At 73.0% G+C, this 25,464-nt stretch carries 25 protein-coding genes; 9 read left to right on the top strand and 16 right to left on the bottom strand.

What is annotated here, in order from left to right; all coding sequences use genetic code 11:
• The first annotated feature begins 99 nt into the window (after positions 1-99).
• The gene (locus ACFZCF_RS19165; RefSeq protein WP_388444675.1) at positions 100-399 is read left to right on the top strand and encodes a DUF1876 domain-containing protein; all 300 of its coding nucleotides are present in this window, start codon (positions 100-102) and stop codon (positions 397-399) included.
• Positions 400-494: 95 nt separating this feature from the next.
• Here ACFZCF_RS19165 and ACFZCF_RS19160 read toward each other — a convergent pair whose 3' ends face one another.
• Positions 495-1,091 carry a CBS domain-containing protein gene (locus ACFZCF_RS19160; protein ID WP_388444672.1) on the bottom strand — a complete coding sequence of 199 codons (597 nt, stop codon included), beginning with the start codon at positions 1,089-1,091 and terminating at the stop codon, positions 495-497.
• A gap of 281 nt (positions 1,092-1,372) precedes the next feature.
• Between ACFZCF_RS19160 and ACFZCF_RS19155 the strand changes: the two genes are divergently transcribed.
• Entirely contained in the window at positions 1,373-2,683 is a 1,311-nt protein-coding gene (locus tag ACFZCF_RS19155) for a PQQ-binding-like beta-propeller repeat protein (RefSeq protein ID WP_391287465.1), read from the top strand.
• Positions 2,684-2,762: 79 nt separating this feature from the next.
• Here the strand turns inward: ACFZCF_RS19155 and ACFZCF_RS19150 are convergent, their stop codons facing one another.
• The 4 genes from ACFZCF_RS19150 to ACFZCF_RS19135 all read right to left on the bottom strand — a co-directional run bounded on the left by ACFZCF_RS19150 (position 2,763) and on the right by ACFZCF_RS19135 (position 6,881).
• Positions 2,763-4,817, bottom strand: a complete 2,055-nt coding sequence (locus tag ACFZCF_RS19150; protein ID WP_391287616.1) for a discoidin domain-containing protein — start codon at positions 4,815-4,817, stop codon at positions 2,763-2,765.
• A 161-nt stretch (positions 4,818-4,978) separates the two neighbouring features.
• Positions 4,979-5,572, bottom strand: coding sequence for a TetR family transcriptional regulator (locus ACFZCF_RS19145; RefSeq protein ID WP_391287463.1), 594 nt, complete (start codon positions 5,570-5,572; stop codon positions 4,979-4,981).
• Positions 5,573-5,829: 257 nt separating this feature from the next.
• Positions 5,830-6,018: a DUF397 domain-containing protein gene (locus tag ACFZCF_RS19140; RefSeq protein WP_391287461.1), complete on the bottom strand. Its 189-nt coding sequence runs from the start codon at positions 6,016-6,018 to the stop codon at positions 5,830-5,832.
• Positions 6,015-6,881 (bottom strand): Scr1 family TA system antitoxin-like transcriptional regulator, encoded by an 867-nt coding sequence (locus ACFZCF_RS19135; RefSeq protein ID WP_391287459.1) that lies wholly within the window; start codon positions 6,879-6,881, stop codon positions 6,015-6,017. The genes ACFZCF_RS19140 and ACFZCF_RS19135 overlap by 4 nt, the downstream gene beginning before the upstream one ends.
• A 160-nt stretch (positions 6,882-7,041) precedes the next feature.
• On the opposite strand from ACFZCF_RS19135, the gene ACFZCF_RS19130 reads away from it, so the two are divergent.
• Complete coding sequence (locus ACFZCF_RS19130) at positions 7,042-7,476, top strand: ATP-binding protein (protein WP_391287457.1); 435 nt, start codon at positions 7,042-7,044, stop codon at positions 7,474-7,476.
• Between the two features lie 831 nt (positions 7,477-8,307).
• Here the strand turns inward: ACFZCF_RS19130 and ACFZCF_RS19125 are convergent.
• Entirely contained in the window at positions 8,308-8,742 is a 435-nt protein-coding gene (locus tag ACFZCF_RS19125; RefSeq protein ID WP_391287456.1) for a hypothetical protein, read from the bottom strand.
• The gene (locus tag ACFZCF_RS19120; RefSeq protein ID WP_388444652.1) at positions 8,739-9,248 is read right to left on the bottom strand and encodes a DUF6301 family protein; all 510 of its coding nucleotides are present in this window, start codon (positions 9,246-9,248) and stop codon (positions 8,739-8,741) included. Before ACFZCF_RS19120 ends, ACFZCF_RS19125 begins: the two co-directional genes overlap by 4 nt.
• Before the next feature lie 311 nt (positions 9,249-9,559).
• Here ACFZCF_RS19120 and ACFZCF_RS19115 point away from each other — a divergent pair, with 311 nt between their 5' ends.
• Positions 9,560-10,132: a hypothetical protein gene (locus ACFZCF_RS19115; protein ID WP_391287453.1), complete on the top strand. Its 573-nt coding sequence runs from the start codon at positions 9,560-9,562 to the stop codon at positions 10,130-10,132.
• Between the two features lie 134 nt (positions 10,133-10,266).
• Positions 10,267-10,797: a hypothetical protein gene (locus ACFZCF_RS19110; protein WP_391287451.1), complete on the top strand. Its 531-nt coding sequence runs from the start codon at positions 10,267-10,269 to the stop codon at positions 10,795-10,797.
• Positions 10,798-11,024: 227 nt separating this feature from the next.
• On the opposite strand, the gene ACFZCF_RS19105 is transcribed toward ACFZCF_RS19110, so the two are convergent.
• Both ACFZCF_RS19105 and ACFZCF_RS19100 read right to left on the bottom strand, forming a co-directional pair.
• Complete coding sequence (locus ACFZCF_RS19105; RefSeq protein WP_388444643.1) at positions 11,025-11,696, bottom strand: GntR family transcriptional regulator; 672 nt, start codon at positions 11,694-11,696, stop codon at positions 11,025-11,027.
• Positions 11,697-11,750: 54 nt separating this feature from the next.
• On the bottom strand, positions 11,751-13,019 hold the full coding sequence (locus tag ACFZCF_RS19100) for a CoA transferase (protein ID WP_391287448.1): 1,269 nt from the start codon (positions 13,017-13,019) through the stop codon (positions 11,751-11,753).
• Between the two features lie 222 nt (positions 13,020-13,241).
• Here ACFZCF_RS19100 and ACFZCF_RS19095 point away from each other — a divergent pair, with 222 nt between their 5' ends.
• Complete coding sequence (locus tag ACFZCF_RS19095) at positions 13,242-14,426, top strand: acyl-CoA dehydrogenase family protein (RefSeq protein ID WP_388444637.1); 1,185 nt, start codon at positions 13,242-13,244, stop codon at positions 14,424-14,426.
• A gap of 46 nt (positions 14,427-14,472) precedes the next feature.
• Here the strand turns inward: ACFZCF_RS19095 and ACFZCF_RS19090 are convergent, their stop codons facing one another.
• A complete protein-coding gene (locus ACFZCF_RS19090) occupies positions 14,473-14,976 on the bottom strand; it encodes an FBP domain-containing protein (RefSeq protein ID WP_388444635.1) in 504 nt (167 codons plus the stop codon).
• A gap of 210 nt (positions 14,977-15,186) precedes the next feature.
• On the bottom strand, positions 15,187-16,656 hold the full coding sequence (locus tag ACFZCF_RS19085; protein ID WP_391287446.1) for an aminotransferase class I/II-fold pyridoxal phosphate-dependent enzyme: 1,470 nt from the start codon (positions 16,654-16,656) through the stop codon (positions 15,187-15,189).
• A gap of 118 nt (positions 16,657-16,774) precedes the next feature.
• On the opposite strand from ACFZCF_RS19085, the gene ACFZCF_RS19080 reads away from it, so the two are divergent.
• Positions 16,775-16,978, top strand: coding sequence for a hypothetical protein (locus ACFZCF_RS19080; RefSeq protein WP_391287444.1), 204 nt, complete (start codon positions 16,775-16,777; stop codon positions 16,976-16,978).
• Here ACFZCF_RS19080 and ACFZCF_RS19075 read toward each other — a convergent pair.
• On the bottom strand, positions 16,963-18,153 hold the full coding sequence (locus tag ACFZCF_RS19075) for a DUF6777 domain-containing protein (protein WP_391287442.1): 1,191 nt from the start codon (positions 18,151-18,153) through the stop codon (positions 16,963-16,965). The two genes, ACFZCF_RS19080 and ACFZCF_RS19075, sit on opposite strands and share 16 nt — an antisense overlap.
• A 371-nt stretch (positions 18,154-18,524) precedes the next feature.
• Between ACFZCF_RS19075 and ACFZCF_RS19070 the strand changes: the two genes are divergently transcribed.
• Positions 18,525-20,126: an FAD-dependent oxidoreductase gene (locus ACFZCF_RS19070; protein WP_391287440.1), complete on the top strand. Its 1,602-nt coding sequence runs from the start codon at positions 18,525-18,527 to the stop codon at positions 20,124-20,126.
• Positions 20,127-20,396: 270 nt separating this feature from the next.
• Here the strand turns inward: ACFZCF_RS19070 and thpD are convergent, their stop codons facing one another.
• The 4 genes from thpD to ectA are packed head-to-tail and all read right to left on the bottom strand — an operon-like array spanning position 20,397 to position 23,652.
• Entirely contained in the window at positions 20,397-21,314 is a 918-nt protein-coding gene (thpD, locus tag ACFZCF_RS19065; RefSeq protein WP_391287438.1) for an ectoine hydroxylase, read from the bottom strand.
• Positions 21,315-21,369: 55 nt separating this feature from the next.
• Positions 21,370-21,774 carry an ectoine synthase gene (locus tag ACFZCF_RS19060; protein WP_388444614.1) on the bottom strand — a complete coding sequence of 135 codons (405 nt, stop codon included), beginning with the start codon at positions 21,772-21,774 and terminating at the stop codon, positions 21,370-21,372.
• Between the two features lie 25 nt (positions 21,775-21,799).
• A complete protein-coding gene (gene ectB / locus ACFZCF_RS19055; RefSeq protein WP_391287435.1) occupies positions 21,800-23,056 on the bottom strand; it encodes a diaminobutyrate--2-oxoglutarate transaminase in 1,257 nt (418 codons plus the stop codon).
• Positions 23,057-23,103: 47 nt separating this feature from the next.
• The gene (gene ectA / locus ACFZCF_RS19050; protein WP_388444610.1) at positions 23,104-23,652 is read right to left on the bottom strand and encodes a diaminobutyrate acetyltransferase; all 549 of its coding nucleotides are present in this window, start codon (positions 23,650-23,652) and stop codon (positions 23,104-23,106) included.
• Between the two features lie 385 nt (positions 23,653-24,037).
• On the opposite strand from ectA, the gene ACFZCF_RS19045 reads away from it, so the two are divergent.
• Entirely contained in the window at positions 24,038-25,402 is a 1,365-nt protein-coding gene (locus ACFZCF_RS19045) for a streptophobe family protein (protein ID WP_391287434.1), read from the top strand.
• The last annotated feature ends 62 nt before the right edge of the window (positions 25,403-25,464 follow it).

Below are 25,464 nucleotides of genomic sequence, written 5' to 3'. Positions count from 1 at the left end.
GGCTCCCGCGGGCGGATCCTGGAAGGAGCGGGGGAAGCAGCGCCCCGGGCGCGGCGAGGCGGCCCCGGCGGTGCCGAACGGCGTGCGAGGAGGCGGACCATGGCGCGGAACCTGGAATGGAGGGTCGGCCTGGAGCTCAACGAGCAGGCGGGCCGCACCGAGGCCGAGGCGCGGCTCGACACGGGGACGGCGACCTTCACGGGGCACGGATCGGCCCGCCGCAACCCGACGGACGCCGACGTGCCCGCGATCGGTGACGAGCTCGCCGCGAGCCGGGCCATGAAGGACCTGGCGGCGAAGCTGATGCGGGAGGCGAACCGTGAGATGGAGGCCGTGGGGGCCGGAACCGTGCCGTCGCGCACCGGTCCTGGATACGGCTGGCCGGAGGCGGTCTCCTGAGGAGCGTGGCGCCCTGAGGAGCCCGCCACCGTGCGGGCCGCGGCCCGGCGCGAGCCGCACTGCTCCCGCCGGGCCGCGGCCCGTCCCGAGCGCCCCTACGCCTCGGGCGTCTCGACCACCAGGTGGTCGACGACCTCGACGACCCCGTCCACGGACTCGCACAGCCGCACGAGCATCGGCCCGAGGTCCTTCCGCCCCAGCGTGCCGCTGAGCGTGACCCGGCCCTCGTCCACGTCGATGTGGACGGCGGCGGGGGAGAGGCCCAGGATGCGGACCACGACGTCCTCGCGGATCTCCTCCTGGATCGACCGGTCGCGGCGCAGGAAGAGCTGGAGCAGGTCGCTGCGGCTGAGGACGCCGATGAGCCGCCCGTCCGCGTCCACGACCGGCAGCCGCTTCACCCGGTGCCGCTCCATGAGCCGGGCCGCCTCGACGGCCGTCCAGGAGGGGCGGGCGGTGTGCACCGGGCTGGACATCATCGCCTCCGCGGTGCTGGGGCCGCCCTTGGCGGTGTGCCGGCGCAGCAGGTCCGCCTCCGAGACGACGCCCACGGGGCGGTTCTCGTCGTCGACGACCGGGACGGCCGTGATGCCGTACTCGTCGAGGAGTCGTGCGATCTCCTTGAACGGCGTCCCGCGCTGGACCGCGACCGCCGTCGGCGTCATCAGGTCCGCGACACTGCGGTTCCTCATCGTCCGTTCCGTCCCTTCTGCGGGTGAAGGTTCCATGATCCCGCACGGGCCGCGGGGTGAGTGAGGGCGGGGTGGCGCAAGGACGGGGGAACAGGGGTGCGGAAGACGTCTTGTGGGCGGCGCGGGTCCGTGGTTACCTGCGAGTTACCTCCGGTAAGTAGCAGTCCCCGCAAGGAATTCCCGCACGGCAGCCCCCAGGGCGGTCCTCGCGCGGCGGCCCCCGCACGGAAGCTCCGCACGGAACGCCCCCACCGACGTCCCACTCGGAAGAAGGCTCCCCCATGCCCTCGATGCGTACGGTCCGCACCCCCCGGCCCGCCAGGACCCCCCGGCCGCGCCGGCTTGTGCTCGCCGCGGCGGCCTCCTTGGCCGCCTCCCTCACCCTCCTCGCCCCCGCGGTCGCCGCCCCCGGGCCGGCCGTCGTCCCCGCGAACGCCTCCGACGCGCCCCTGCGCGAGGTCATGTTCGTCGGCAACAACTGGGACGGCACCGCCGATGTCATCGCCTCCCGCGGCGACTTCCACCGGATCGGCCGGGTGAACGTCATCCCCGACAAGGAGGAGCGCCTCCGGGAGATCTACCTCAACCCCGTGAAGCTCGCCTTCTTCCTCGGCGTCCGCAGCGGACCGGGCGAGGGCCACGACCAGTTCGTCGACGACATGTACGCCACGCCCGACGGCGGCGCGATGGTCGTCTCCCGCCCGAGCTTCGCGGACGTCGTCTCCATCGATCTCCGCACCGGGCGGATCAACTGGCGTTTCCCCGTGGCCGGGTACCGCTCCGACCACATGGCGGTCTCGCCGGACGGCACCCGCGTCGCCGTCTCCGCCTCCACGGCGAACACCGTGCACGTCCTCGACATCTCCACCGGCCGCGAGCTCGGCAGCTTCAAGACCGGCGACAAGCCCCACGAGAACGTCTTCACCGCCGACGGTCGACTCTGGAACATGTCGATCGGCGAGGTCACCACCGCCCTCGACGCGCCCTGGCTCGACTGGACCAAGGGCGACCGGAAGATCACCGTCGTGGACGCGACGACCTTCGAGACGGTCCGCGTGATCGACATGCGCTCCCGTCTCGACGCCTTCGGCCGCGACGACCTCTCCGACGCCGTCCGCCCCCTCGTCTTCACCCCGGACGAGAAGAAGCTCTACTTCCAGGTCTCGTTCCTCAACGGCTTCCTGGAGTACGACGTCGACAGCGACCGCATCACCCGCCTCAAGGCCCTGCCGGGCAATCCCGCCACCGACCCCGACCGCACCACCTGGGTCAACGACTCGCGCCACCACGGCCTGTCGATCAGCCCGGACGGCAGCAAGCTCTGCGTCGCCGGCACCATGGACGACTACGCGACCGTCGTCGACCGCGCCACGCTCGCCCAGGGGCCGCTCGTCCCGACCAGCAAGCCGTACTGGGCCACCGTGAGCGGCGACGGCAAGGCCTGCGTCGTCTCCGAGAGCGGCGCCGACCGCGTCAGCGCCATCGACTTCGCCACCGGTCAGCGCGTCGCCAGCGTCCCCGTCGGCGACCACCCGCAGCGCGTCCGCCTCGCCCGCGTACCGGCCGACTGGACGGGCACGACGGCGAATTGACGACCCGTCGGGTCGCGGACGGAGGGGCCGGCCGGATCGACGCCGATCCGGCCGGCCCCTCCTCGTCACCCGCGCCCGTTCAGGAGCGCGTGACCGTCACCTCGTGGAGCGAGTAGCCCCACTGCGTGGCCCGCCGCTCCCCGTGGATCCGTACGTAACGGGCCGGGGTGGACGCGAACTCGGCCGTGTCGAAGCCGCCGTCCCCGGCCTCCGTCGACCAGACCGTCCGCCAGGTCCCTCCGTCCTCGGAGACCTCGATCCGGTACTGGCGGGCGTGGGCCCGCTCCCAGTCCAGGGTCACCCGGCCCACCCGCCGGACCTCGCCCAGGTCCACCCGGAGCCACTGGTCGTCCGACCAGTCGCTGGCCCAGCGGGTGCCGGTGTCGCCGTCGAAGGCCCGCCCGGAGGCGTAGCTGGTGAAGGGGTTCCACTCGGTGCTGCTCGCCGAGGTCGGCATGCCGGCCGCGAGGTCGACGCCCGGCTCGTGCCGCTCGGTCGCCCGCCAGGTCCGCAGGTAGGACTCGGCGCCGAGCGCCAGGTCGTCGATGACGTCCGGGCCGCCCGGGGTGAGCCGGATCTGCTCGATCCAGTCCGGGACGAGGCCGGCGTGCGCGGCGCCGTCCGTGTTCAGGTCCCAGGTCCGCTCGCCGGTCACCTGACGGTCGAGGACCGTGCCGCCGTCGAAGCTGCGGTACGGGTACCTGACCGCGTTCGGCGCGTCCGTGCCGACCGGACCCGGCCAGCCGCCGACGCCGTTCATGTCGGTGCCGTAACCGAGGCCGACGCCGTACTTCTCGCGCAGCGCGGCCTTGCCGTTCGCCTCGCCGATGAAGCCCTGGGCGGGGTGCATGTACGGGGCCGTGAACCCGCCCAGCTTGTACAGCCGTTCGGTCCAGTCGAGGTCCATCCAACTGTGCGTGGACAGCACGCCCGGGTACTCCTCGGCCTCCAGCATGTCGAGGGCCCGGCCGGCCGCCTTCACGCTCATGTGGTCGAGCTCCAGCATCATGCCCCGCTCCATCATGCCCCGCAGCGCGTACTCGCCCAGCCGGGTCAGGCCGCGGGTGTTGCAGCGGGCGTCGGAGGCGTAGGCGGGCACGCTCACCCCGGCGGGCAGCTTCTGGGCCATCGCGGCGGGCGCGACGAGCCCGATCGGGTTGTCCTGCTGCGGACCCGCGCACCGCTCGGTCGACCAGAACGTGCCGGTGGACAGGAACTGGCCGATGTTGACCGCCACCCCGGTCGTGCCGCTGTCGAAGCGGACGCCGCACAGCGCGTTGTCGAACTTGTGGCACAGGAACATGCTGCGCACGCCGAGCCCGTACAGCTCGTCGAGGCCGCGGTCGATGTCGGCCTTGTCGCACTGGGCGACGTCGAGGATCTGCTTGCAGCCGAACGGCTCCGACGTCTCCACACCGAGGACGACGGCCAGCTTGCCCTGCTCGATCACCGAACGGGCCTGGTCGGCGCTGGTGACGATGCGGAACCAGCCCTTGCCCGGGCCGCCGAACATGGAGTCGACGTAATCCTGCATCTCATAGGTCTTGCGGGCCTCCAGGCGGATGGCCTCCATCTCGTCGCAGCCGCGGTCCCGGGGCATGAGCGAGCACAGCAGCCCGTTGGACACCAGGTCGTTGACGAGCACGCGCTGACCGCCCCGCCACGCCCGCTCCAGCCAGGCGTAGTAGTTCTGCTGGTGCGTCAGCGAGTCGTGCGCCGGCCAGTCGGCGAAGGTCGGCCAGCCGTCCGGGTCGTGCTTGCCGTTCGCCCCGCCCGTCAGGTTCTCGAAGAGGGCGCCCGAACCGTCCGGATAGTGCTCGGGACAGTCCTTCAGGGCGTCGGCCGCCCCGGCGGCGGAGAAGGGCTTGCCGCAGATCAGCCGGCCGCCGAAGCCCTCGTTGGACATCACGTGGTTGTGCGCGTCGACGAAGCCGCGCACCCGCCCCTGGGCGTCGGTGCCGGTGAACGGCGCGCCCGTGGCGTTGATCTGCGAGTCGGGCGCGGGCCGCGCCGCCGGCTCCCACCACGACGAGCCGGCGGCGGGGACCGGCGCGGCGCCGAAGAGCACGGCCGCGAGCGCGAGGAGGAGGGACACGAGGCCGAGGCGGCGCGTCCGGGCGGTGCGGGGGGACATCCGGTTCGTGCGTGGGGACATGGTCGGGGGCCTCCGGTCGGTGGGGTGTACCGGGCGCCCCGAGGATCGCGGTGTTGAAGGACCGAGTCAAGAGTCCGGGTCACATGACCTACTGGCGGGTTCACGTTTCCTCGCGGCCCTCGCCCCGGCGCTCCCCGCGCTCAGCCCTCGATCAGCAGCACCAGCTGATCCGCCGTCAACTCCAGCTGCTCCTCGGCGGCTTGCTCGTCACGCAGGACGAGGTACTGGAGCGTCATCCCGTCCACCGCGGCCGCGAGGTGCCGGGCCAGCGTCGGCACCGGGACCTTCGGCTCCGCCCCGCGTACCGCCCCCACCTGCTCCACCAGCGCCGTCGCCGACCGCACGTACTGCTCGTACTGCGCCCGCGCCAGGTGCTCGAACCCCGGCTCGCGCAGCGCGTACTGGGTGAGGTCGTACGTCAGCAGGTGATGCTCCGGATGCGCGGTGACGTCCTCCCAGTACGTCCGCAGCGCCGCCCGCACCGTCTCGCGGAGCGTCGCCCGGGGCTCGACGGCCCGCATCACCCGCGCCACGTAGTCGCCGATGATCGTCTCGATGGCCGCCTCCAGGAGCGCCTGCTTGGAGTCGAAACAGTAGTGGAAGACGCTCAGCGAGACCCCGGCCTCGGCGGAGATGGACCGCGTGGTCGTCCTGGCCACCCCGTCCCTGCTCATCGCCCTGATCGCCGCCTCGACCAGCTGCCGGCGTCGCTCCGCCGACGGCATCCGCGCCATGCTTCCTCCTCGGGTCCGGGCGTCAGGGTAACCGCCCCCCTGAGGTGACGGCCCGCCGGTGAGGGACCTCGGCGGACCCCCGAAGGGCGCGGCGTCCTCCCGACCGCGTCCGGCCCGTCGGCAGGGAGGGTCTGTGCCGGTGGACCGAGGAGGACGTGCCGCTTCCGGGCGTCATCGCCCCGTCCGACCGACCCGCCCGGGGCGGGCGGAGGCCACGCCGGCCCCCACCCGCCCACGAAGAGCGGGGGCGGGGTCCGCTACTTCTCCGAAGCGAAGGACACGAACCGTCCCCATCCCTCACGACCGACCGCGAGGGCGGGACGGCACACGTCCTTGGAGTCCCGGACGTGCACGGCGGCCCCGGCGACGGCGACCTCGACGCAGTCGTCGCCCTGGCTGCCGCTGTAGCTGGACTTGAACCAGGCGAGTTCCTTCGTGGCGGTCATAGCTCTCCTCGCAGTCGCTCCAGCAGGCCCCGGGATTCCTGGGGATTGAGGGCCTGCGAGCGCAGTGTGTCATAGCGCTGGTAGAGCAGTCGCACCTCTTTCGGGTCGGTGATGAGGCGACCGTTCTGCTGCCCCTCGGAGTAGCCGAACCGCCGTCCGTCCGGGATTTCGAGAAGCCGTACCGCCCCGTCCAGGCAGGCGTGCAACCCCGCGTCCACCGGGACGACCTGCAACGTCACGTTGCGCGCGGAACTGGCCTCCAGGACGTGGTCGAGGAGCGCCCGCATGTCCTCCGCGCTGCCGAACCTGCGCCGGAAGACGTGCTCCTCCACGATGAAGCTGAAGGGCACGGTCGGCCGCTCCGTCAGCATCCTCTGCCGTTTCTGACGGGCGAGGAGCTGGGTCTCCAGCTTCCGGTCCGTCAGGAGCGGGACCGCGCCCTCGAACACGGCACGGGCGTACGCCTCGGACTGCAACAGCCCGGGAACCAGCCGGCATTCGTACGTGTTGAGGCTCACCGCCGTCTTCTCCAGCCGGGCCCAGCGCCGGAACCACACCGCGAGACCGGCCTCGGCCCGGGAGAGGAAGGGGGCGGCCCGGCGCAGCGCCCCGGTGTCGCCCAGGGCGGAGTCCCCCCGGTCGACGAAGGCCTCGTCGGGCATTCTCCGCCCCAATTCGACGGATTCCACCGTGTGTTTGGAGAACTGGACCAGCTCGGCGAACTCGGTCCGGCTGAGTCCGGCGTGTTCGCGCAGGGCCTGGACGACGGCGCCGAACGTCCGCAGACTGTCCGACGGATCCGGCTCCCGCTCCCCGTCGTCGGCCTGCTCCGGGTCGTCGCCCTCGATCTCGACGATGCTCATCAGCCGCCACCTCCACGTGCACCCGCGGCAGCTCCCGCGGTCGGCGTACTCAGAGTGACGGCCGACGGCTCGTACTGTCCACCCAGGGTGCCCGTACGCTGACGAAGCGTACGGGCCGGGGCTCTCGCGGACGGCACCTCCGGACCGTCACCGTTGCCCCATGGACCGACACGCTCCTCAACTCACCTCAGCCGTACAAACGTTCAGTCAGTTGATTTCGTCGACCCGACGCGGAGCCCGCCTGGCCCGCCTGCTCACGCTCACGGAGCTGTACTTCTGGAGAGCTCCGCAGGGCGTCACGGAGCGTGCCGAACAGGTGGTCGCGGAACTCGCGGCGAACGCCGTACTCCACGGCGTGCTCCCCGGCCGCGACTTCCGCCTGGGCCTGGCCCTGGACGCGACGGCCGGCGAGCTCCGCATCGAGGTGACCGACGCGCGCGGCGACCGACCGCCGGTCACGGGGGATCCGGGCGAGACCGAAGGCGGCAGGGGCCTCCATCTGGTCACCGCGCTCGCCGACCGATGGGGGGTCACCCCGTACCCGCCCGGCGGCAAGACGGTCTGGGCCGTCCTCAGCGAGGCACCGGGGCCGTGACCGGGCCGGGCCGGCACCGCCGCCCGGCAGGCGCGGAGGGTCCGCGAGCGGGCCGCCCGTCAGGGGGCCGTCAGCCCGTGCTCTTGAGGAAGACCGAGGTGGTCGGCGCGGTGTGGGTGGTGTTCACGCCCGTGCCGGACGTGTAGTCGGTGGCCTCGCGGCCGCTCCGGTCGGGGATGGGTGAGCCGCCCTGGGTCAGGTGCTGGAAGCGGGCGGGGTCGGTGGGGCTGGAGCCGAACCGGTAGAGCGGCTGGGCGCCGCCCGAGGTCTTCCCGTAGGGCAGGAAGTCGACGTACGGGCCTCCGGGGGACAGCTGCTTCGTCGGCGTGTTGCCGTGGAAGACGTTCTGCGGTCCCGAGGAGCCGGGCCACTTGACGGCCTGCGGCGGGCATCGCCACGTACGTCATCAGCAGGTTGGAGACACCCGCCCCCGCCCCGCCCCCCATCCGGCCCGACGGACCAGGCCGACACCCGTCGACCTGGAACGCCTGCCTTGGGCGAGCCACCGGATTGCCGTCGCCGCCGCGATCGACGGCACAGCGACCTTCTCCGGCGTCGGTGCCATCGAGATCACCGCCACCTGCGGGATCGGCGCGGCCCCGGCCGCCCCGTGCCACCCTCGAAGCCGCCACCATCGAGCGCGCGATGATCCTCGCCGAGCTCTACCGCCGCAGGAGGGCTGGCGGCTGCGGGTCCCTCAGGCACCGCCCGCCGCTGAGAGAACGGCCGGTCATCCATGCCGCGTCCCCGGAGAGCGGGAACGCCACGGCGCCGGCGATGGTGGCAGGGGCTCCGACGTGGAACATCGACGGCCGTACGGCGTCCCGGAGCTCAGTTGCCTCTGAGGCCCAGCGAGGGGAGACGCAGGGGGCGGTGTCCGCGTGTCCAGGCTTCGTACACCAGGGTCTCCGGGCCGGTGATCCGCAGGGCGTCGCGCAGTCCGGTCACCGTCATCGCCCCCAGCCGGCGATAGGCGGCCGACGTCGAGGGCCAGGGCAGTTCGGTCTCCCAGTTGTGGCCGTGGACAGTGTCCTCCGGCTGCCGCCAGCCTGCCTCGGTGATCAGCCGGTGTCCGGTCTCACCCGCGCGCGCCGCAGGGTCGAGATAGTGATCGGCGACCAGTTGGGCCTCCAGCCTTTCGTCGGCCTGGAGGAACTGTGCGTACCGGCCCGGCGGTCCGCCCTCCCTGATGATGAGCACCGAGCCGGTGGTCAGCGTGGAGAGTTGTTCGGCAAGCCGCTCGCTGAACTCGCCCCACTCCGTCACGGTTGCTCCTCGTCGTCCATCTCGTTCAGCTGTCGCAGCTCCTCGTCGAGAGCCAGCCGCTTGTCGGTCACCAACTCCAGGTACACCGAGCTTCCTGACCGCTCCAGAACCAGAGTGGTGTCGGTGCCGGCCCAGTGGATCGCGGCGTACCTGCCCGGCCTCCGGTCCGTAGGCTCGCCCAGGACGGCGCGGAGGGCGGTCGACATCCGCGCGAACGCGTCGAGGGTCTGGTCCCACCGGTCCGTGTGGTCGGTCAGGCGCAGCCGGACCCGCTCGACCGTCTCCTCTTCCCGTTCTCGGCTGCGGCGGGCCCCCTCACGCTCCTCCCTCACGAACACCGTGTCGAGCGCGTCCCACTGCGGCCGGATCACCAGTGCCCGCCGAGTGAACCCCGGCGACCGCCTCGCACTGGGCGTGGCGCCCAACTCCCAAGTGCGGTCCAGTGCCTGCAACCGTGTCGCGAGTTCGACGACCTCGGTATCACTCAATGCACGCCATCGCGTCATAGACAGCCAGAGAAACGGTGCCCCCACGGACCCGCCCCCTGTCCTCCTTACCCTCCGTGCGGCCCTCCCGCACACCACCGATCCAGGCGTCTTCAGAGGCGCTAGCCTACCCCCAGAATTGGAACGAATTTCCAGAAAGATGTGTCCGGGGTAGACCGTTCGCGCCATCGCAGGGAAGCCGGAGCGGCGAGACCCACCCGATTCGGTCCTCGGCCCTGGAGCCGCAGCATCGACCGAACGGGGAACGTTGCATCCAGGGGGGCGGGCGACCTGCGCGCTTCCCGGGACAGCCACAGAGAGGTGCCAGTGAGGTGCTTGTGCACGATCCGTTCGACCACGAACTCCAGGCCCGTTTCCGCCAGATGGCCAGGGAGCTGCTGCAGATCGGTGAGGACTGCGCGTCCCCCAAGGACCTGCAGCACTACCTGATCGAGCTGAGCGCCCTGGCCGGCGTGATCCGTCACAGCGTGGAGCACGCGGCGTGGCGGTCCCTGCTGGCGAAGGGCGCACCGCTCGTCGGCAAGCCTTCGTCCCGCGAGGTGCGAAAGCAGCTCCGTCGTCCGCCGCAGGCCGATCAGAACCACCCCGCCCAGGCCGCGCAACTCGCCGCCGTCGGCAACGTGATCGCGGGTGCAGAGCACCTGAGGGAGCTCGCCACGGCGGCGTGGCTCGCCGGCTCCGCGGAGGAAACCCGCCGGGAGGTCGACGGCGCGCGCGCTCGAAGGACCCAGGCGGACGCGGCCGTCTACGACGAGATCCTCGGCGGCATCTCCAGAGCGCTCGGCGCCCTCCCGCCCGACGTCCAGCAGACGGCCCGCGAGGCGCTCGGCCGGGAGCTCGCCGGCATCCGACAGCGGACCGGCGCCAAGACGCCACAACCCTGACCGGACGAGACCCGCACCTGCCGGGCGCGGGCCTCATCACAGACCTCTCGGCAGCCCCGGGCCGCTTGTCCCCGGGGCGGAACGACTTCCCGTTCAGGTCTGGGGCAGCCTTCCCGGCAGACAGAATGGAGGGCATGGCCGAACAGACACACGAGCCCGTCATGGAGATCATCCGAGCTTCATTGGATCCCACCAGCCACCGTGAACGCGCGCAACTGGCGGATCTTCCGACCGGACGGCTGATTCTGGCCGAGGCCCGCGAGGCCACCGCCGATCAGGACACGAAGCGTCTGCTGAGGCTAGGTGCGGAACTCGCCAGATCGGCGAGCGTACTGATGCTGGAACTCGTGACCCGTGACGAGAGGAGCTCCGGGGAGTACCTCGCCGACATGGCCCGCTTCGCCCACGAAGAAGGGCTGGAGGCGGCAAGACTGGTCGCCGAGGTGGCCCACAGCATGCTGCACGACCAGAGCAGTGACGGCATGGAGACCTTGACCCGCGCCTTCGCCGGGAACCAGGCAGATTACCTCCGCCTCCTGTCGGACCTCGCCACTGGCTGCGGGATGATCATCTTGTGGCTGAAGGTGAAGTTCGACGTCCCGGTGGAGGACAGCCTCGAGAACCTGCGGAAAGTGCTGCGGAATGACAGCGGGGCGTCTTCCTGACTCTGCCGCGCCGGCGTCGTGAGTCGGAGTTTCGTCGGCAGCATGCGGCGACCTTGTCGAGGGTCTCGTCGGCCCTCTTCGCCGATCTCGCTCACCGCCCCCGGCGGCGGGGGCGCGTCCCCGCAGGTGGCTTCGACATCGACGACGTCGACCACCTGGTGGGATTCCATGCGCGGAGCGTAGAAGGCCGGGCGGGGCGGGGCACCCGGATGGTGCGTCCGCCCTGTTCAGCCCTCCTGCGGGGGCAGTACGGCGCGGAGGGCCGTCACCGCGTGGGCGCGGTGGTCGTCGAGCCGGTGGAGGGCGTCGGCCCTGTCGTTCCGCAGGATGCTGTCGAGGACGGCCCGGTGTTCGTGGACGGCCTGGGAGCGATGGGCGGGGTCGGTGTAGTAGAGGGAGCGGTAGGCGTCCGTGGAGTCCCACAGGGTGGTGATCATGCGGACCAGCCGCGGCATCCCGCAGGCCTCGACGAGCGCGAAGTGGAAACGGCGGTTGGCCTCGGCCATCGCCGTCACGTCCCCGGCCGCCGCCGCGCGTTCGACCTCGCGCTGGATGCCGGCGAGGGTTTCGTAGAAGCCGTCCGGGGGGAGCGCCAGGGACCGGCCGACGGCCTCCGTCTCCAGGAGGGCGCGGATCCGGTAGATCTCCTCCAGGTCCGCGAGCGACAGCTGGGCGACGAAATAGCCGCGGTGGACGTGGTGCACGACGAGGCCCTCGGCCTCCAGTGCCTTGAGTGCCTCCCGGAGCGGGACGCGGCTGACCTGCAGGCGGGCGGCGAGCGCGTCCTGTCGTATGGGCGCGCCGGGACGGAGCTCACCGCTGGTGATGGCGCCCCGCAGCTCCTCCAGCACGAACTGCTGCGCCGTCTGGGGCCGTCGCCTCTCCACCGCTCCGCTCATCGATCCGACCTCTCCCTGCCGTTGCTCGTGTGACCGCCGTCATCTTCCTACGGATCACCGACCCGCGTTCGAGTTGTCCACAGGCCTGATTTCGGCCAGGACCTCGTCGGTGTGTTCGCCGAGCCGCGGGGGAGCGGACCGGTACGCGGGCGGGGTCGCGCCGAACCGGACCGGGTGCGCCACCTGCCCCGGGCCCGCGTCCTCCTCGGGGACGCGCGCGCCGAGCCCCAGCCGGTCGGCGAGGGCGAAGGCGCCGGCCAGGTCGTTGATCGGGCCGCAGGGCACGCCGGCGGCGGTCAGCTCCTCGAACCAGGCGTCCGCCGTGCGCGTGCCGAGCGCCCCCGAGAGCTCCGCGGTGAGCGCCTCGCGGTGGGCGACCCGGGCCGAGTTCGTCACGAAGCGGTCGTCCACGGCCAGTTCGGGGCGGCCGAGCCGCTCGCAGAGGGCCCGGAACTGGCGGTCGTTGCCCACCGCCAGGACCAGCGGGCGGTCCTGCGCCTCGAAAACCTCGTACGGGGTGATGCTCGGGTGCCGGTTGCCCATCGCGCGCGGGACGACACCGGCGCCCAGGTGCGCGGAGGCCTGGTTGGTGAGGGCGGAGAGCAGCGAACCGAGCAGCGACACCTCCACGCGCTGGCCCTCGCCGGTCCGCTCCCGGTGCCGCAGCGCCGCGAGGATCCCGAAGCCGGCGTGCAGCCCCGTGATGACGTCGACGAGCGCGACCCCCGCCTTCGTCCCCCGACCGCCCGGCTCGCCGGTCACGCTCATCAGCCCGCCCATGGCCTGCACCAGCAGGTCGTAGCCGGGCAACGAGGCACCGCCGTCGGTCCCGAACCCGGTCACCGAGCAGTACACGAGGCCCGGATTGGTCCGGCGCACCTCCTCGAAGCCCAGGCCGAGGCGCTCCATGGTGCCCGGCCGGAAGTTCTCCACCAGCACGTCGGCCCGGTCGACGATCGCCCGCGCCGCCGCCCGGTCCTCCGGGTCCGCGAGGTCGAGGGCGACGGACCGCTTGTTGCGGTTGACACCCAGGAAGTACGTCGCCTGTCCGTCCGCGAACGGCGGGCCCCAGGCCCTGGTGTCGTCGCCGCTCCCCGGCCGTTCGATCTTGATCACATCGGCGCCCAGGTCCGCGAGCAGCATCGTCATGTACGGGCCCGCGAGCACCCGCCCGAAATCGGCGACGACGATGCCGGACAGGGCGCCGGACGGGGCGTCGGGCGGGGCTCCGGACGGGGCGCCGGATGGGGCGTCGGGCGGGGCGGTGGGCGAGGCGTCGGCCTCGGGGGCGGGCTCGCTTCCGGCGGGATGGTTCGTGGGCATTCCGCGCTCCCTGCGGGGCGACTTCGGATCCAGGAGCTTGGATCCAGTGCGGTGGATCCCGTACCTCGGATCCTGGATCCAGGACGTTAGAGATTGGATCCAATCCGGACCGTAGAGCCGGGAGATGGGATTTTCAATACTGGATCCAAAATCCAATCTGCGGCTACGCTTCGGCTCGCCACGCCGAGCACGACCCTCGCCACAGCCGCCAGGAGGCCGCCCGTGAAGTCCTCGCCGTCCACCGCCACGCACCCCCTCGCCCTCCTCGCCGTCGACGGCCTGCTGAGCGCGGAGGAGCGCGAGATCCGTGCCACCGTCCGTGCCGCCGCCGACCGGGAGCTGCGCCCGCACATCGCAGGATGGTTCGAGAAGGGCGAGATCCCGGCGCGTGAACTGGCCCGCACGCTCGGCGGGTTGGGCGTGCTCGGCATGCACCTGGACGGGTACGGCTGCGCGGGCACCAACTCCGTCGCGTACGGCCTCGCCTGCATGGAGCTGGAGGCCGTCGACTCCGGGCTGCGCTCGCTCGTCTCCGTCCAGGGCTCGCTCGCGATGTACGCGATCTGGAAGCACGGCTCCGAGGAGCAGAAGCAGCGGTGGCTGCCGAAGATGGCGGCGGGCGAGTACATCGGCTGCTTCGGTCTCACCGAGCCCGACGCCGGGTCGGACCCGGGCGCCATGCGGACGAACGCCAAGCGGGACGGTTCCGACTGGATCCTCAACGGCACCAAGATGTGGATCACCAACGGCTCCGTCGCCGATGTCGCCGTCGTCTGGGCCCGCACCGAGGAAGGCGTCCGCGGCTTCCTCGTCCCCGCCGGCACGCCCGGCTTCAGCGCGCCCGAGATCAAGATGAAGCTGTCGCTGAGGGCGAGCGTCACCGCCGAGCTCGTCCTGGAGGACGTCCGGCTCCCCGCCGACGCCGTGCTGCCCGACGCCCGAGGTCTCTCTGGCCCCCTCGGCTGCCTCAACGAGGCCCGCTTCGGCATCGTCTTCGGCGCCCTCGGCGCCGCCCGCGACTGCCTGGAGACCGCGATCTCCTACGCGCGGGACCGGACCGTCTTCGCCCGCTCCCTCGCCTCCTACCAGCTCACCCAGCAGAAGCTCGCGGACATGGCCGTCGAACTCGGCAAGGGCATGCTGCTCGCGCTCCACCTCGGCCGGCTCAAGGACGCCGGCGAGCTGACCCCCGAGCAGATCAGCGTGGGCAAGCTCAACAACGTGCGCGAGGCCATCGCCATCGCCCGCGAGTGCCGGACCATCCTCGGTGCCAACGGCATCACCCTCGAGTACCCGGTCCTGCGCCACGCCAACAACCTGGAGTCCGTCCTCACCTACGAGGGCACCAGTGAGGTCCACTCCCTCGTCATCGGCAAGGCGCTCACCGGCGAGCAGGCCTTCCGCTGATCCCCGCGAGGGTCGGGGGGGCGGCCCGGCCGGGCCGCCCCGGGGCTCAGCCCGCGGTCACGCGCGCGAGGAACCCGTCGAGGTTCTCCATGGCACGGTCCACCCGATCCGGCACCGAGAGGGTCTCCTCGTGCCGCAGGCCGCGCAGCTTGGGGACGCGCTTGCCGCGCAGGTAGAGGGAGCACGCCAGGTCGGCGCAGATGTAGACGCCGACCGTGTTCCCCTCCCGGCCGCGTGCGCCGGCCAGCGGGGCCGCCAGCAGCGTCACGCCCGAAGAGGCGTGGCCGGTCAGGCAGATCTGGCACAGGCTCGTCTTCACCGCGCTCGTCCGGCCCGTCGCCGGCACCCGCAGGGTCACCCCGAGCGGCCCGTCCTCGCGGGGCACCACCAGGTGCGCCCGGAGCGGCGCGCCCGGGTCCACCCATCCCAGGAAGTCCAGGTGCTCCCAGGGCGTCTCGGCGAAGTCGAGGGGCAGCTTCAGCCGCGCGGCGTCGCCCTTCGTCGCGTTCACGAACGACGAACGGATCTCTTTCTCAGTCAACGGTTCCACTCGTTGGACCGTACACGGATGCCCGGGGGCCCGGCATCCGGATATCCGGCGTCTCGACGCGGACGCGGATAGTGGATCCACTACGCGGCTAGTGGATCCAGGACACTCGGGCCAGTGGATCCAGTACACCCGGACCGTGGATCCAGGACCCCGGATCTCGGATCTCGGATCTCGGATCCACCATCCCGTAGGTGGGAACCGATCCCCGGCTCAAGCCACCCACTCCGGCAGTCCCGGATCCGAGAACCGCCCGGGCGCCCCCTCCAGCGCCGCCGCCAGCCGCTCCGCCGCCGTCTCGTACACCTCCTCCGGCAGCGTGTACGGGATCCGCAGCCGGTGCTCGTGGGTTCCGGGGTCCACCCCGAACCGGGCCCCGCCCTCCACCCGCACGCCATGCCGCAGCGCCCGGGCCGCCAGCTGCGAAGCCACCGGCCGGCCCAGGTCGATCCAGAGGCACATGCCGCCCGGCGGAACCGCCCACCGCCACTCCGGCAGGTGCCGGGCCAGCGCCGCGCCGAGCGCCTCGCGCCGCGCCCGGAGCTCCGCCACGCGCGCCTGCACGATCGGGTCCAACCTCCGCAGCAGTGCCACCGCCACCAGCTGGTCCAGGACCGAACCCGACAGGTCGGCCGTCACCCGGGTCCGCGCCAGCTCCGTCACCACCCGCGCCGACGCCCGCACCCAGCCGACTCGCATCCCACCCCAGCAGGTCTTGCTCAGCGAGCCCACCGACACGATCTGCTCCCCGCCGCCGGACCCGGCCGCCGCGGCGAACGGCGCCGGGGCCGGGACGTCGAGCGCCATGTCCGTCAGCGTCTCGTCCACCACCAGCCACGTCCCCGTGGCCCGCGCCGCCCGCGCCACCTCCCGGCACTGCTCACGGGGCATGAGCCGCCCCGTCGGGTTGTGGAAGTCCGGGATCAGATAGGCCAGTCGGGGCGCCGTCTGCCGCAGCGCCGCTTCCACGAGCCCCGTGTCCCAGCCGTGCTCCGTCACCGGGACCGGCGTCACGCGCATCCCCCGGCCCCGCATCGCGTCGAGGGCGTTGGTGTACGAGGGGTTCTCCGCCAGCACCCGGTCGCCGGGCCGGCCGAACTGCGCGAGGACCAGCGACAGCGCCTGCTGCGCCCCGGTCGTCACCAGGATCTGCTCGGGTCGCGTCGGCAGTCCCCGGGCCGTGTACCGCTCCGCGACCGCCGCCCGCAGCTCCGGCAGGCCGTACGGGTGGTAGCCCGGCGCGGCGGCGTACCGGGGGAGCTCCGCCGCCGCCTCCGCCAGGGCCTCCGCCAGCTCGGCCTGCGGCCCGTGCGGCGCCGCCAGCGCCAGGTCGATCAGCTCGTCGGCACCGTCCGGGAAGACGCCCAGCGAGATCGGCGCCTGCCCGTCCGGCAGCGCCGTCCACGTCCCCGCGCCCCGCCGGCTGTGGGCGTACCCGCTCTCCCGCAGGAGGTCGTACGCCCCCGTCACCGTCGTCCGGCTCACTTCCAGGACCTGCGCCAGCTCCCGTTCGGCGGGCAGCCGGAGCCGCAGCGCCACCCGCCCGTCCAGAAGCGCCTCCCGTACCGCCCGTGCCAGCTCGCGGTAACCGAACCGGCCCTCCGGCGGCGGGGTCAGCAGCGAGGCCAACTGGCGGCCCGACAAGGTCCGGTCCGCGGTGTGGACCACACGGCCCTCTGTCATGCCAATCACCCCTCATTGGCTCTGCTGTCCAGGCCAATGAGGCTACAGACTCCCCCCAGTGGCCCGGAAGACCGGGCCACTGCGGCCCAGCCCGCCCGGCACCGAGAGGAGTCCGACCATGACGACCCACTTCACCGACCGCGACGAGCGCCGGTGGCAGCGGCACGCGGAGGAGCGCCCGGCGCGCCCGCTGCCCCTCGGCGTCTGGATCCGCGCCCTGCGCGCCCTGCGCGCCCGGCGCGTCCCGCGCGTCCCGCGGGCGCGGGACCGCTCCCTCGCCCGTCGGCCGTCCGCCGCGCCGGAGCCTCAGACCACCGGCTGACGCCGGGAGACGGAGACCGAGGACGACGACGCCCCGTCGGCCCCGTCCGTGGTCGAGTCGGTCGCGTCCGTCGTCGTGTCCGTCGTGCCGCTCGTCGTGGTGGCGGTGTCGTCGGTGGTCGCGGTGGTCGTGCCGTCCGTCGTTCCGCCGTCCGGGGAGGTGTCCGGGCTGTCCGGCGGGGTGTCGGAGGGCGAGTCCGACGGCGTCTCCGACGAGGGCGACGTGGTGTCGGTCGACGGCGGGGGCGTCGTCTGCGTCGGCGAGAGCGTCGACGGGCACGGCGCCGGCGTCACGCCGTGCCGAGGCGTCGGCGTCTCGTCCCCGGTCACCGGCACGCACGGCACCGGGGAGGTCGGCGTCTCCGACGGCGACGACGTCGACGTCGACGGGGAGGTGGTCGTCGGCGTCGGCCGGGGCGGCGGCGGGGTCGGCTTGTCGTGCCGGCCGGTGTCGCCCTGCTTCCGCGCGAACCAGGAGTCCTGCTCGGGGTCGTACACCACGAACACGTTCACCACCGTCACCGACGGGGCCACGACCACGACCTGCGAGGTGTTGTAGCCCCGCCACGGGGTGCCCGTGGTGCGCGGCCGCTGCTGGGCCACCGGCTCGGTCAGCGGATTGCCGCAGGCGCAGCGCACCCGCGGGACGCCCCGGTCGTCGACGAGGACCGCGGTCCCGGCCTGGAGGACCGCCTGGTAGGTGGTGGCGGAGCCGTCCTTGTAGCCGTGGTTGGTGACCCGGGTGTCCACCCGGAGCTGGAGCGGCGTGAGGGAGCGGAGGTAGCGGGGCACATCCTTCGCCTGGAGGCGGAGGACCGAGGCGAAGGCCGCGTTCTTGGCGGGTTCCGCGGCCAGGTAGCGCACCTGCTGCTCCACGTCGCAGCTCGCGGCCTCCCGCGTACCGCCGTACAGGCCGGCCGTGGAGCCCGAGACCCGCGGGGTGCCGGTCTCGGCCGCGCCGGTGCGCGGGGGCAGCGAGGCCGCCCCGGAGGAACTGTCCTTACGGGCGGTCGACGCGGTGAACGGGTCGGGGCCGGAGGCGGAGGCGTTCTGCAGGAACACCTCCCCGCCGCCGGAACCGGCCGTGTCGCCCTTGTCGTCCGACCGGCTGACGAGCAGCACGGTCAGCGCGGCGGCAGCGACGACGACGGCGGCCAGCGCGGCGACCTTCGGCACGGACCGCCACCACGGCGTGCCCCCGCCGCCGTGTCCGCCTCCCGGCGTGGCGCCGCCTCCGCCTCCGCCGCCCCCGCCGCCCGACCCGTCGTCGGGCGGTGTGGGCGGTGTCGGGGGTCCGGCGACGCCGGGGCGGGTGGCCGCGCCGGAGAGGGGGCCCGAGGGCGGGCCGGTGGGCGGACCGGAGGGCGGGACCGACGGAGGGCCGGACGGCGGCGGGTGGGAAGTCACGTTTTTCCCTTTCTTCCGTTCGGCGTCATTCTGAGTGCGGGACGGAGCCTCCGCACCCGGACCGCACCCGGACCGCGGAGAGCGGTCGGCGAGGCCGAGCGGCCTCTGGTCCCGCTCGCGGGCCCGTGCTACGAAGGGGCATGCGCGCAGCTCAGGAGTTCTCCCGGGACGTGTACGACGCCGTCGTCGTCGGCGGTGGTCACAACGGCCTCGTCGCCGCGGCCTATCTGGCCCGCGCGGGCCGCTCCGTCCTCGTCCTGGAAAGACTCGGGAACACGGGCGGCGCGGCGATCTCCACCCGCCCGTTCGCCGGGGTCGACGCCCGCCTCTCCCGTTACTCCTATCTGGTGTCCCTGCTCCCCGACACCATCGTCCGCGAGCTCGGGCTGCGCTTCGCCGTACGGAAGCGGACCGTCTCCTCGTACACGCCCGCGGTGCGCGGCGGCCGGCCCACCGGACTGCTGGTCGGCGGGGACGGCACCCGCGAGTCCTTCGCGGCGCTGACCGGTTCGGAGCGCGAGTACGAGGCGTGGGAGGCGTTCTACGGCCGGATCCGGCGGGCGGCCGGACGGATCTTCCCCACGCTGACCGGACCGCTGCCGACCCGCGCCGGACTGCGGGCGAGGGTCGACGACGACGCCACCTGGCGGATGCTGTTCGAGGAGCCGATCGGCACCGCGATCGAGGAGCACTTCGCCGACGACCTGGTCCGCGGAGTCGTCCTGACCGACGCCCTCATCGGCACCTTCGCGGGAGCCCACGACCCGTCGCTGGCGCAGAACCGCTGCTTCCTCTACCACGTCATCGGCGGCGGCACCGGCGACTGGGACGTCCCCGTGGGCGGGATGGGCGCCCTGACCGACGCGCTCGCCGACGCGGCCCGCCGCGCGGGCGCCGAGCTCGTCACCGGCCACGAGGCGATCCGCGTCGACACGGACGGCCGGACGGCGGAGGTCGCCTTCCGCACCCGGGACGGCGAAGGCACGGTCGCCGCGCGCCACGTGCTCGTGAACGCCTCGCCGCAGGCCCTCGCGGAGCTCCTCGGCGAGACGCCCCCCACCCCGGCGGAGGGCGCGCAGCTCAAGGTCAACATGCTGCTCCGCCGCCTGCCGCGGCTCCGAGACCGGGCGGTCGACCCACGCCGGGCGTTCGCCGGAACGTTCCACGTCGCCGAGGGATACGCCCAGTTGGAAGCCGCGTACGCGCAGGCCGCGGCCGGCCGGCTGCCGGAGGCGCCGCCGTCGGAGATCTACTGCCACTCCCTGACCGACCCGTCGATCCTCGGCCCCGAACTCGCCGACCGCGGCTACCAGACCCTGACCCTGTTCGGCCTCCACACCCCGGCCCGGCTCTTCCCCGCGGACGACGCCCACGGCGGCGACCCCCGCGACCCCGCGGGCGGCGCCCACGACGCGGCCCGCGACGCCCTCCTGAAGGCCACCCTCGCCGAACTCGACACCCACCTGGCCGAGCCGATCGCCGACTGCCTGGCCGTCGACGCCGACGGGCGGCCGTGCATCGAGGCCAAGACCCCGCGGGACCTGGAGCGCGACCTCCGCCTCCCGGGCGGTCACATCTTCCACCGCGACCTGTCCTTCCCGTACGCCGACGGCGCGACGGGCCACTGGGGCGTGGAGACCGCCCATCCGAACGTCCTGCTCTGCGGCGCGGGGGCGGTGCGCGGCGGCGGCGTGAGCGGCATCCCGGGCCACAGCGCGGCGATGGCCGCGCTGGGCCGCTGACGGGTCGCGGCCTGCGGTGACCTTGCCGGGGGCCGGTACCGGTGAGCGCTCCAGGCTGCCGGCGCCGTGCATGGCGGGTGCTCCGACGGACGTGGCGCAATGACGCCGTGCCCGGACCGCGAGGGGCCGGGCGCGGCGGAACGGGAACCACGGGTGGCGGCGGGGACCAACCGTCCGTCCCGCCGGGCAGTGGCTCCGCCCCTGATCATCCGCCCCGTGACCGCGTGAGCCGCCGCGCGCCGTCAGCGGGAGGGGGGCCCGTCGGGCGGGTCAGCCGGCGATCGGGGCGCCGCCGATCGGCGTGGTGTCGCGGGCGGCGACGAACGAGGGCCGGCGGACCGGCGCGGCGAACGGCAGCTCCGGTGCGTTCTCGACGCTGTTGAAGACCAGGAAGACGTTGCTGCGGGGGAAGGGGGTGATGTTGTCACCGGACCCGTGCATCGCGTTGCAGTCGAACCAGACGGCGGATCCGGCGTCGCCGGTGAAGTGCTCGATGCCGCAGGCCTCGGCGAAGGTCGTGAGCGCCTTCCGCGAGGGGATGCCGGCGTCCTGCATCCGCAGCGACCGCTTGTAGTTGTCCTTCGGGGTCTCGCCGGCGCAGCCGAGGAAGGTGCGGTGGGAGCCCGGCATGATCATGAGGCTGCCGTTGGTGGTGAAGTTCGGCGTCAGCGCGATCGACACGGACACCGTCCGCATCAGCGGCAGTCCGTCCTCGGCGTGCCAGGTCTCGAAGTCGGAGTGCCAGTAGAAGCCGCTGGCGCCGAAACCGGGCTTGACGTTGATCCGGGACTGGTGGACGTACACGTCGGAGCCGAGGATCTGCCGGGCCCGGTCCACGAGCCTCGGGTCGGCGGCGAGTCGGGCGAACACCTCGCTGATCCGATGCACCTCGAAGACCGAGCGGATCTCCTGGGAACGCGGCTCCACGATCGCGCGCTCGTCGTCGCGGAGCGCGGGATCGTTGACCAGCCGGTCGAGCTCCGCGCGGAGTTCGGTCACCTCGTCCGGGGTGACGAGGGCGTCGACGGCGAAGAAGCCGTTGCGGTCGTAACTCTCCAGCTCGCGCGGCCAGAACGGGCCGGGCGTGCCCTCCTCGGACCAGACGACGGGTTCCTTGCGGAACACGAGGGCCTCCTCGGTGCCGCGCGTGGGGTACGGGTCGACGGGGCGGGCGGGGGCGGTGGTCATCGCGGTGCGGGCCTTTCTCGTACGTACGGGGTGGGGGCGGGCGTCCGGGCGGGGGTCAGGCGTCGCCCGGCTCGGTCAGCAGCGGGTAGACGCCGTTCTCGTCGTGGTCCTCGCGGCCGGTCACCGGCGGGTTGAAGACGCACAGGCAGCGGAAGTCCTCCTCGACCCGGAGGGTGTGCCGCTCGTGCCCGTCGAGGAGGTACATCGTGCCGGGGGTGATCGTGTACGTCGTCCCGGTCTCGTGGTCGGTGAGCTCGGCCACGCCGGCGGTGCAGACGACCGCCTCGACGTGGTTCGCGTACCACATGGCGGTCTCGGTCCCGGCGTACAGGACGGTCTCGTGGAGGGAGAAGCCGACGCGCTCGCGGGCGAGGACGATGCGCTTGCTCTCCCAGGTGCCGGAGGCGGACCTCACGTGCCGCTCGGTGTTCTCCAGCTCGTCGAAGGTGCGGACGATCATGACGGTGGCCCTTCTCGCGGGGGTCTCAGGCGGTGTGGCGGACGGCGCGGGCGAGGATGCCGAGGCCCTCGTCCAGCTCGTCGTCGGTGACGGTCAGCGGCGGCAGCAGCTTGACGACCTCGTCGCGCGGCCCCGACGTCTCGACGAGCAGGCCCAGTTCGAAGGCGCGCCGGCAGACGGCGCGGGCCCGCTCCCCGTCCTCGAACTCCAGGCCCCACACGAGCCCCCGGCCGCGCGGCTCGGCCGCCGGACCGAGCTCGCGGAGCGCCGCCTCGACGGTGGCGGCCCGCCGCAGGGTGCGGTCGCGGAGGGTGCCGTCGCGCCAGTAGGTGTCGAGGGCGGCGGTGGCGGTGACGAAGGCGGGGTTGTTGCCGCGGAAGGTGCCGTTGTGCTCGCCGGGCTGCCACACGTCGAGCTCGTCGCGGAACAGGCAGAGCGACATGGGAAGTCCGTAGCCGCTGATGGACTTGGACAGGGTCACGATGTCCGGGGTGATGCCGGCCTCCTCGAAGGAGAAGAAGTCGCCGGTGCGGCCGCAGCCCATCTGGATGTCGTCGACGATCAGGAGCATGTCCCGGCGGCGGCACAGGTCCGCGAGGCCGCGCAGCCACTCGGCGCGGGCGACGTTCACCCCGCCCTCGCCCTGCACGGTCTCGACGATCACGGCGGCCGGATGGTCGAGACCGGATCCGGAGTCCTCCAGGAGTCGCTCGAACCAGAGGAAGTCCGGGGTGAGGCCGCCGAGATAGTGGTCGAACGGCATCTGGGTGGTGTGGGCCAGCGGCACGCCCGCACCGGCGCGTTTCCCGGCGTTGCCGGTGAGCGCGAGGGAGCCGAGGGACATGCCGTGGAAGGCGTTGGTGAAGGAGACGACCGTCTTCCGGCCGGTCACCTTGCGGGCGAGCTTCAGGGCCGCCTCGACGGCGTTGGTGCCGGTCGGGCCCGGGAACATCACCTTGTAGGGGAGGGCGCGCGGTTCGAGCACGGCGGACCGGAACGTCTCCAGGAAGCGCCGCTTCGCCGTCGTCGACATGTCGAGGCCGTGGGTGATGCCGTCGCCGCCCAGGTAGTCGAGCAGCGGGCGCTTGAGGGCCGGGTTGTTGTGTCCGTAGTTGAGGGAGCCGGCGCCGGCGAAGAAGTCGAGGAAGGGGCGGCCGTGCTCGTCGAACAGGCGGCTGCCCGTGGCCCGTTCGAAGACCGTCGGCCAGGCGCGGCAGTAGCTGCGCACCTCCGACTCGACGGTCTCGAAGACGGTGGGTTCGGTCTCGGCGATGAGCGTCATGCGGGACTCCAGTGCGTGAGGGTGGTGAAGCGGCCGGCCGGGTCGCTTCAAAAGGCCAGCGGGGCGATGCGGTGCAGAACCTCGGCCTCGTGGCCGGGGCCGGGGAACGCGGCGGACGGGAAGAGCACCGTCCGGCTCACCCGGGCCCCGTGGCGCCGGGCGTAGGCACCGAAGAGGCGCTCCGAGGCCTGGTTGTCCGGGGTGATGGTCGTCTCGACGGCGTCGAGCGGTCGCGCGGCGGCGACCCGCTCCGAGAGGTGGTCGAGGAGCGCCCCGGCGATCCCGAGGCCCCGGTACGCGGCGTCGACGGCGATCTGCCAGACCAGCAGCGTCCCCGGCGCGTCCGGCCGGAGGTAGCCGGTCACGAAACCGACCGGGCGGCCGTCCTCGTCCCGGGCGACGGCGGACGTCTCGGCGAAGTCGCGGCACCACAGGAGGTAGCTGTACGAGGAGTTGACGTCCAGCGTCCCGGACTCCCGCGCGAGCCGCCAGAGTTGGGCGCCGTCGCCGGCCCGTGGCCGTCCGACCGTCCAACCCCGGGCGGAGCCCGGCGCCGCGTCCCGGACGTGTTCCGGTGCTGTGTGAGCTGTGGTCATGGGCGCCGAAGTTACCCAGCGCAGCCGTGAACTTCCTCGCCCTGCGGGGTTACGGAGAGAGGGTGACCCGTGGTATGGCGCGACGCTGAAGTGCCCGGGGTCGGCCGATCGTCCGACGGATTCGAGGGTGGGAAAGTAAAATAAAAACGGACAAAACTTTGCTTTATAACGACGATGTAACACCTGCATGTGGTCTCGTACCGTCACGGGAGCGTTACTGCATTGGCTGACGCAAGCCCGTTTGGCGGCGCAGTATGCGGTTAGGGATGCCTCGTATGGGCCTGTGTTCACGGAGCGTCACCGCCGCGGTGGCATCACCCCGACGGCGGTCCGGACGGACCGCATCCGCAGGCGGAGCCGCCCGGGCCGGACTAGCGTGGGCAGAGTGAGCAGTCGGCTCCCCTCCACCCCGCCCCCCGCCACCGGCCGTGGCGCTCCCGGCGGCGACTCCGCCCCCACGGCGCTCCGTGTCGCCGTCCAGGCCCTCGCCGCCGTCGTCGCCGGCTACCTCGCCATGGGGGTCACCGCCGCCCTCGGCCTGTGGGCCGCCGGCGCGGCCGACCTCCCCGGCGGCTTCGCGGCCGTCCTCGCCGCCGTCGTGGTCATGGCCGCGGGAGGCCAGGTCGAGATCGCCGGCTCGGCCGGCTCCCTGGCCGGCACCCAGGGCCAACTCACCGCCATGCCCCTCACCGTCACCCTGGTCGGCGCGCTCGTCACCGGCGCGGTCTTCCTCCGCCCGCTCCGCCACCACGCCGTGGCCCGGGCAGGGGGCCTCGCGGCCCGCGCCGCCGCCGTGACCGCCCTCTGGCTCGCCGCGCTCGCCGGGCTCTCCGCCGTGGCCCGCCACGACTTCCGCCTGGCCATCGACGTCGGCGACCCGCAGGAACCCCTCACCGACCTCTTCGGCGAACTCCTGGACGCCGCCGAACCCACCGTCGGCTTCCGCACCCTCGTCGGACCCACCCTCGGCTACGGCCTCCTGTGGATCCTCGGGGTCCTCCTGGTCGCCCTGCTGGTCTCCCGCCGAAGCCCCCTCCCCGCGCGCGTGCTCCGCCATCACGAGGCCGTCAGGCCCGTCGCCTCGGCGATGCTCCTGCTGCTCCTCGCCTACGTGGCCATCGGCCTCGTCGTCGGCCTGGTCGTCGCCGCCACCAAGGGGCACGCCGCCGAGACCCTGGCCGTCCTCCTCCTCGGCCTGCCCAACGTCAGCTGGCTCGCCCTCGGCGTCGGCATCGGCGGCTCCTGGGAGGGCAGCGTCGACGGGCCCTTCGGCCTCCCCATGCCCCAGCTCCTCGACACCGTCCTGCGGGGCGGCGACGGCCCCGACCTGTCCACGGTGGACCTCCCCTCGCTCGCCGCCCAGGACGGGCGCGCCTGGTGGCTGCTGCCCGTCGCCGCCGTCCTCGTCCTCGCCGCGGCCTTCGTCGCCGCCGTACGCTCCCCGGCCCGCTTCCGGCCCTGGCACCACGCCCTGCACGTCGGCGTCGCCTTCGCCCTCACCATGCTCGCCATCACCCCCCTCACCCTGGTCGAGGCCCGGGTGGGCCTGTCCATCCTCGGCATCGGCGACCTGGCGGCCCTCGGCGGCGAGGTGGTGCTCCGCCCCGAGGTCTGGCGCACGGCGGGTCTCGCCCTCGTGTGGGGCCTCCTCGCGGGCTTCCTGGCGGGCCTGCTCGCCACCGGGGTACGGCACCGGGGACAGATCCCGCCGGGCGCGGACGAGCCGGGGCAGGACGCGGGCCAGGGGTGACGAGGAAGGGACCGGAGGGAGGCCGCGGGCGCTTCGCACGGGGCCGTTTCGGCGGCGTCGCC

Origin of the sequence: Streptomyces sp. NPDC007945, from assembly GCF_042958885.1 — a bacterium.
Lineage (GTDB): Bacteria > Actinomycetota > Actinomycetes > Streptomycetales > Streptomycetaceae > Streptomyces.
Note: the sequence above shows the minus strand (reverse complement) of the source record. Positions and strands in the feature narration are given on the sequence as shown.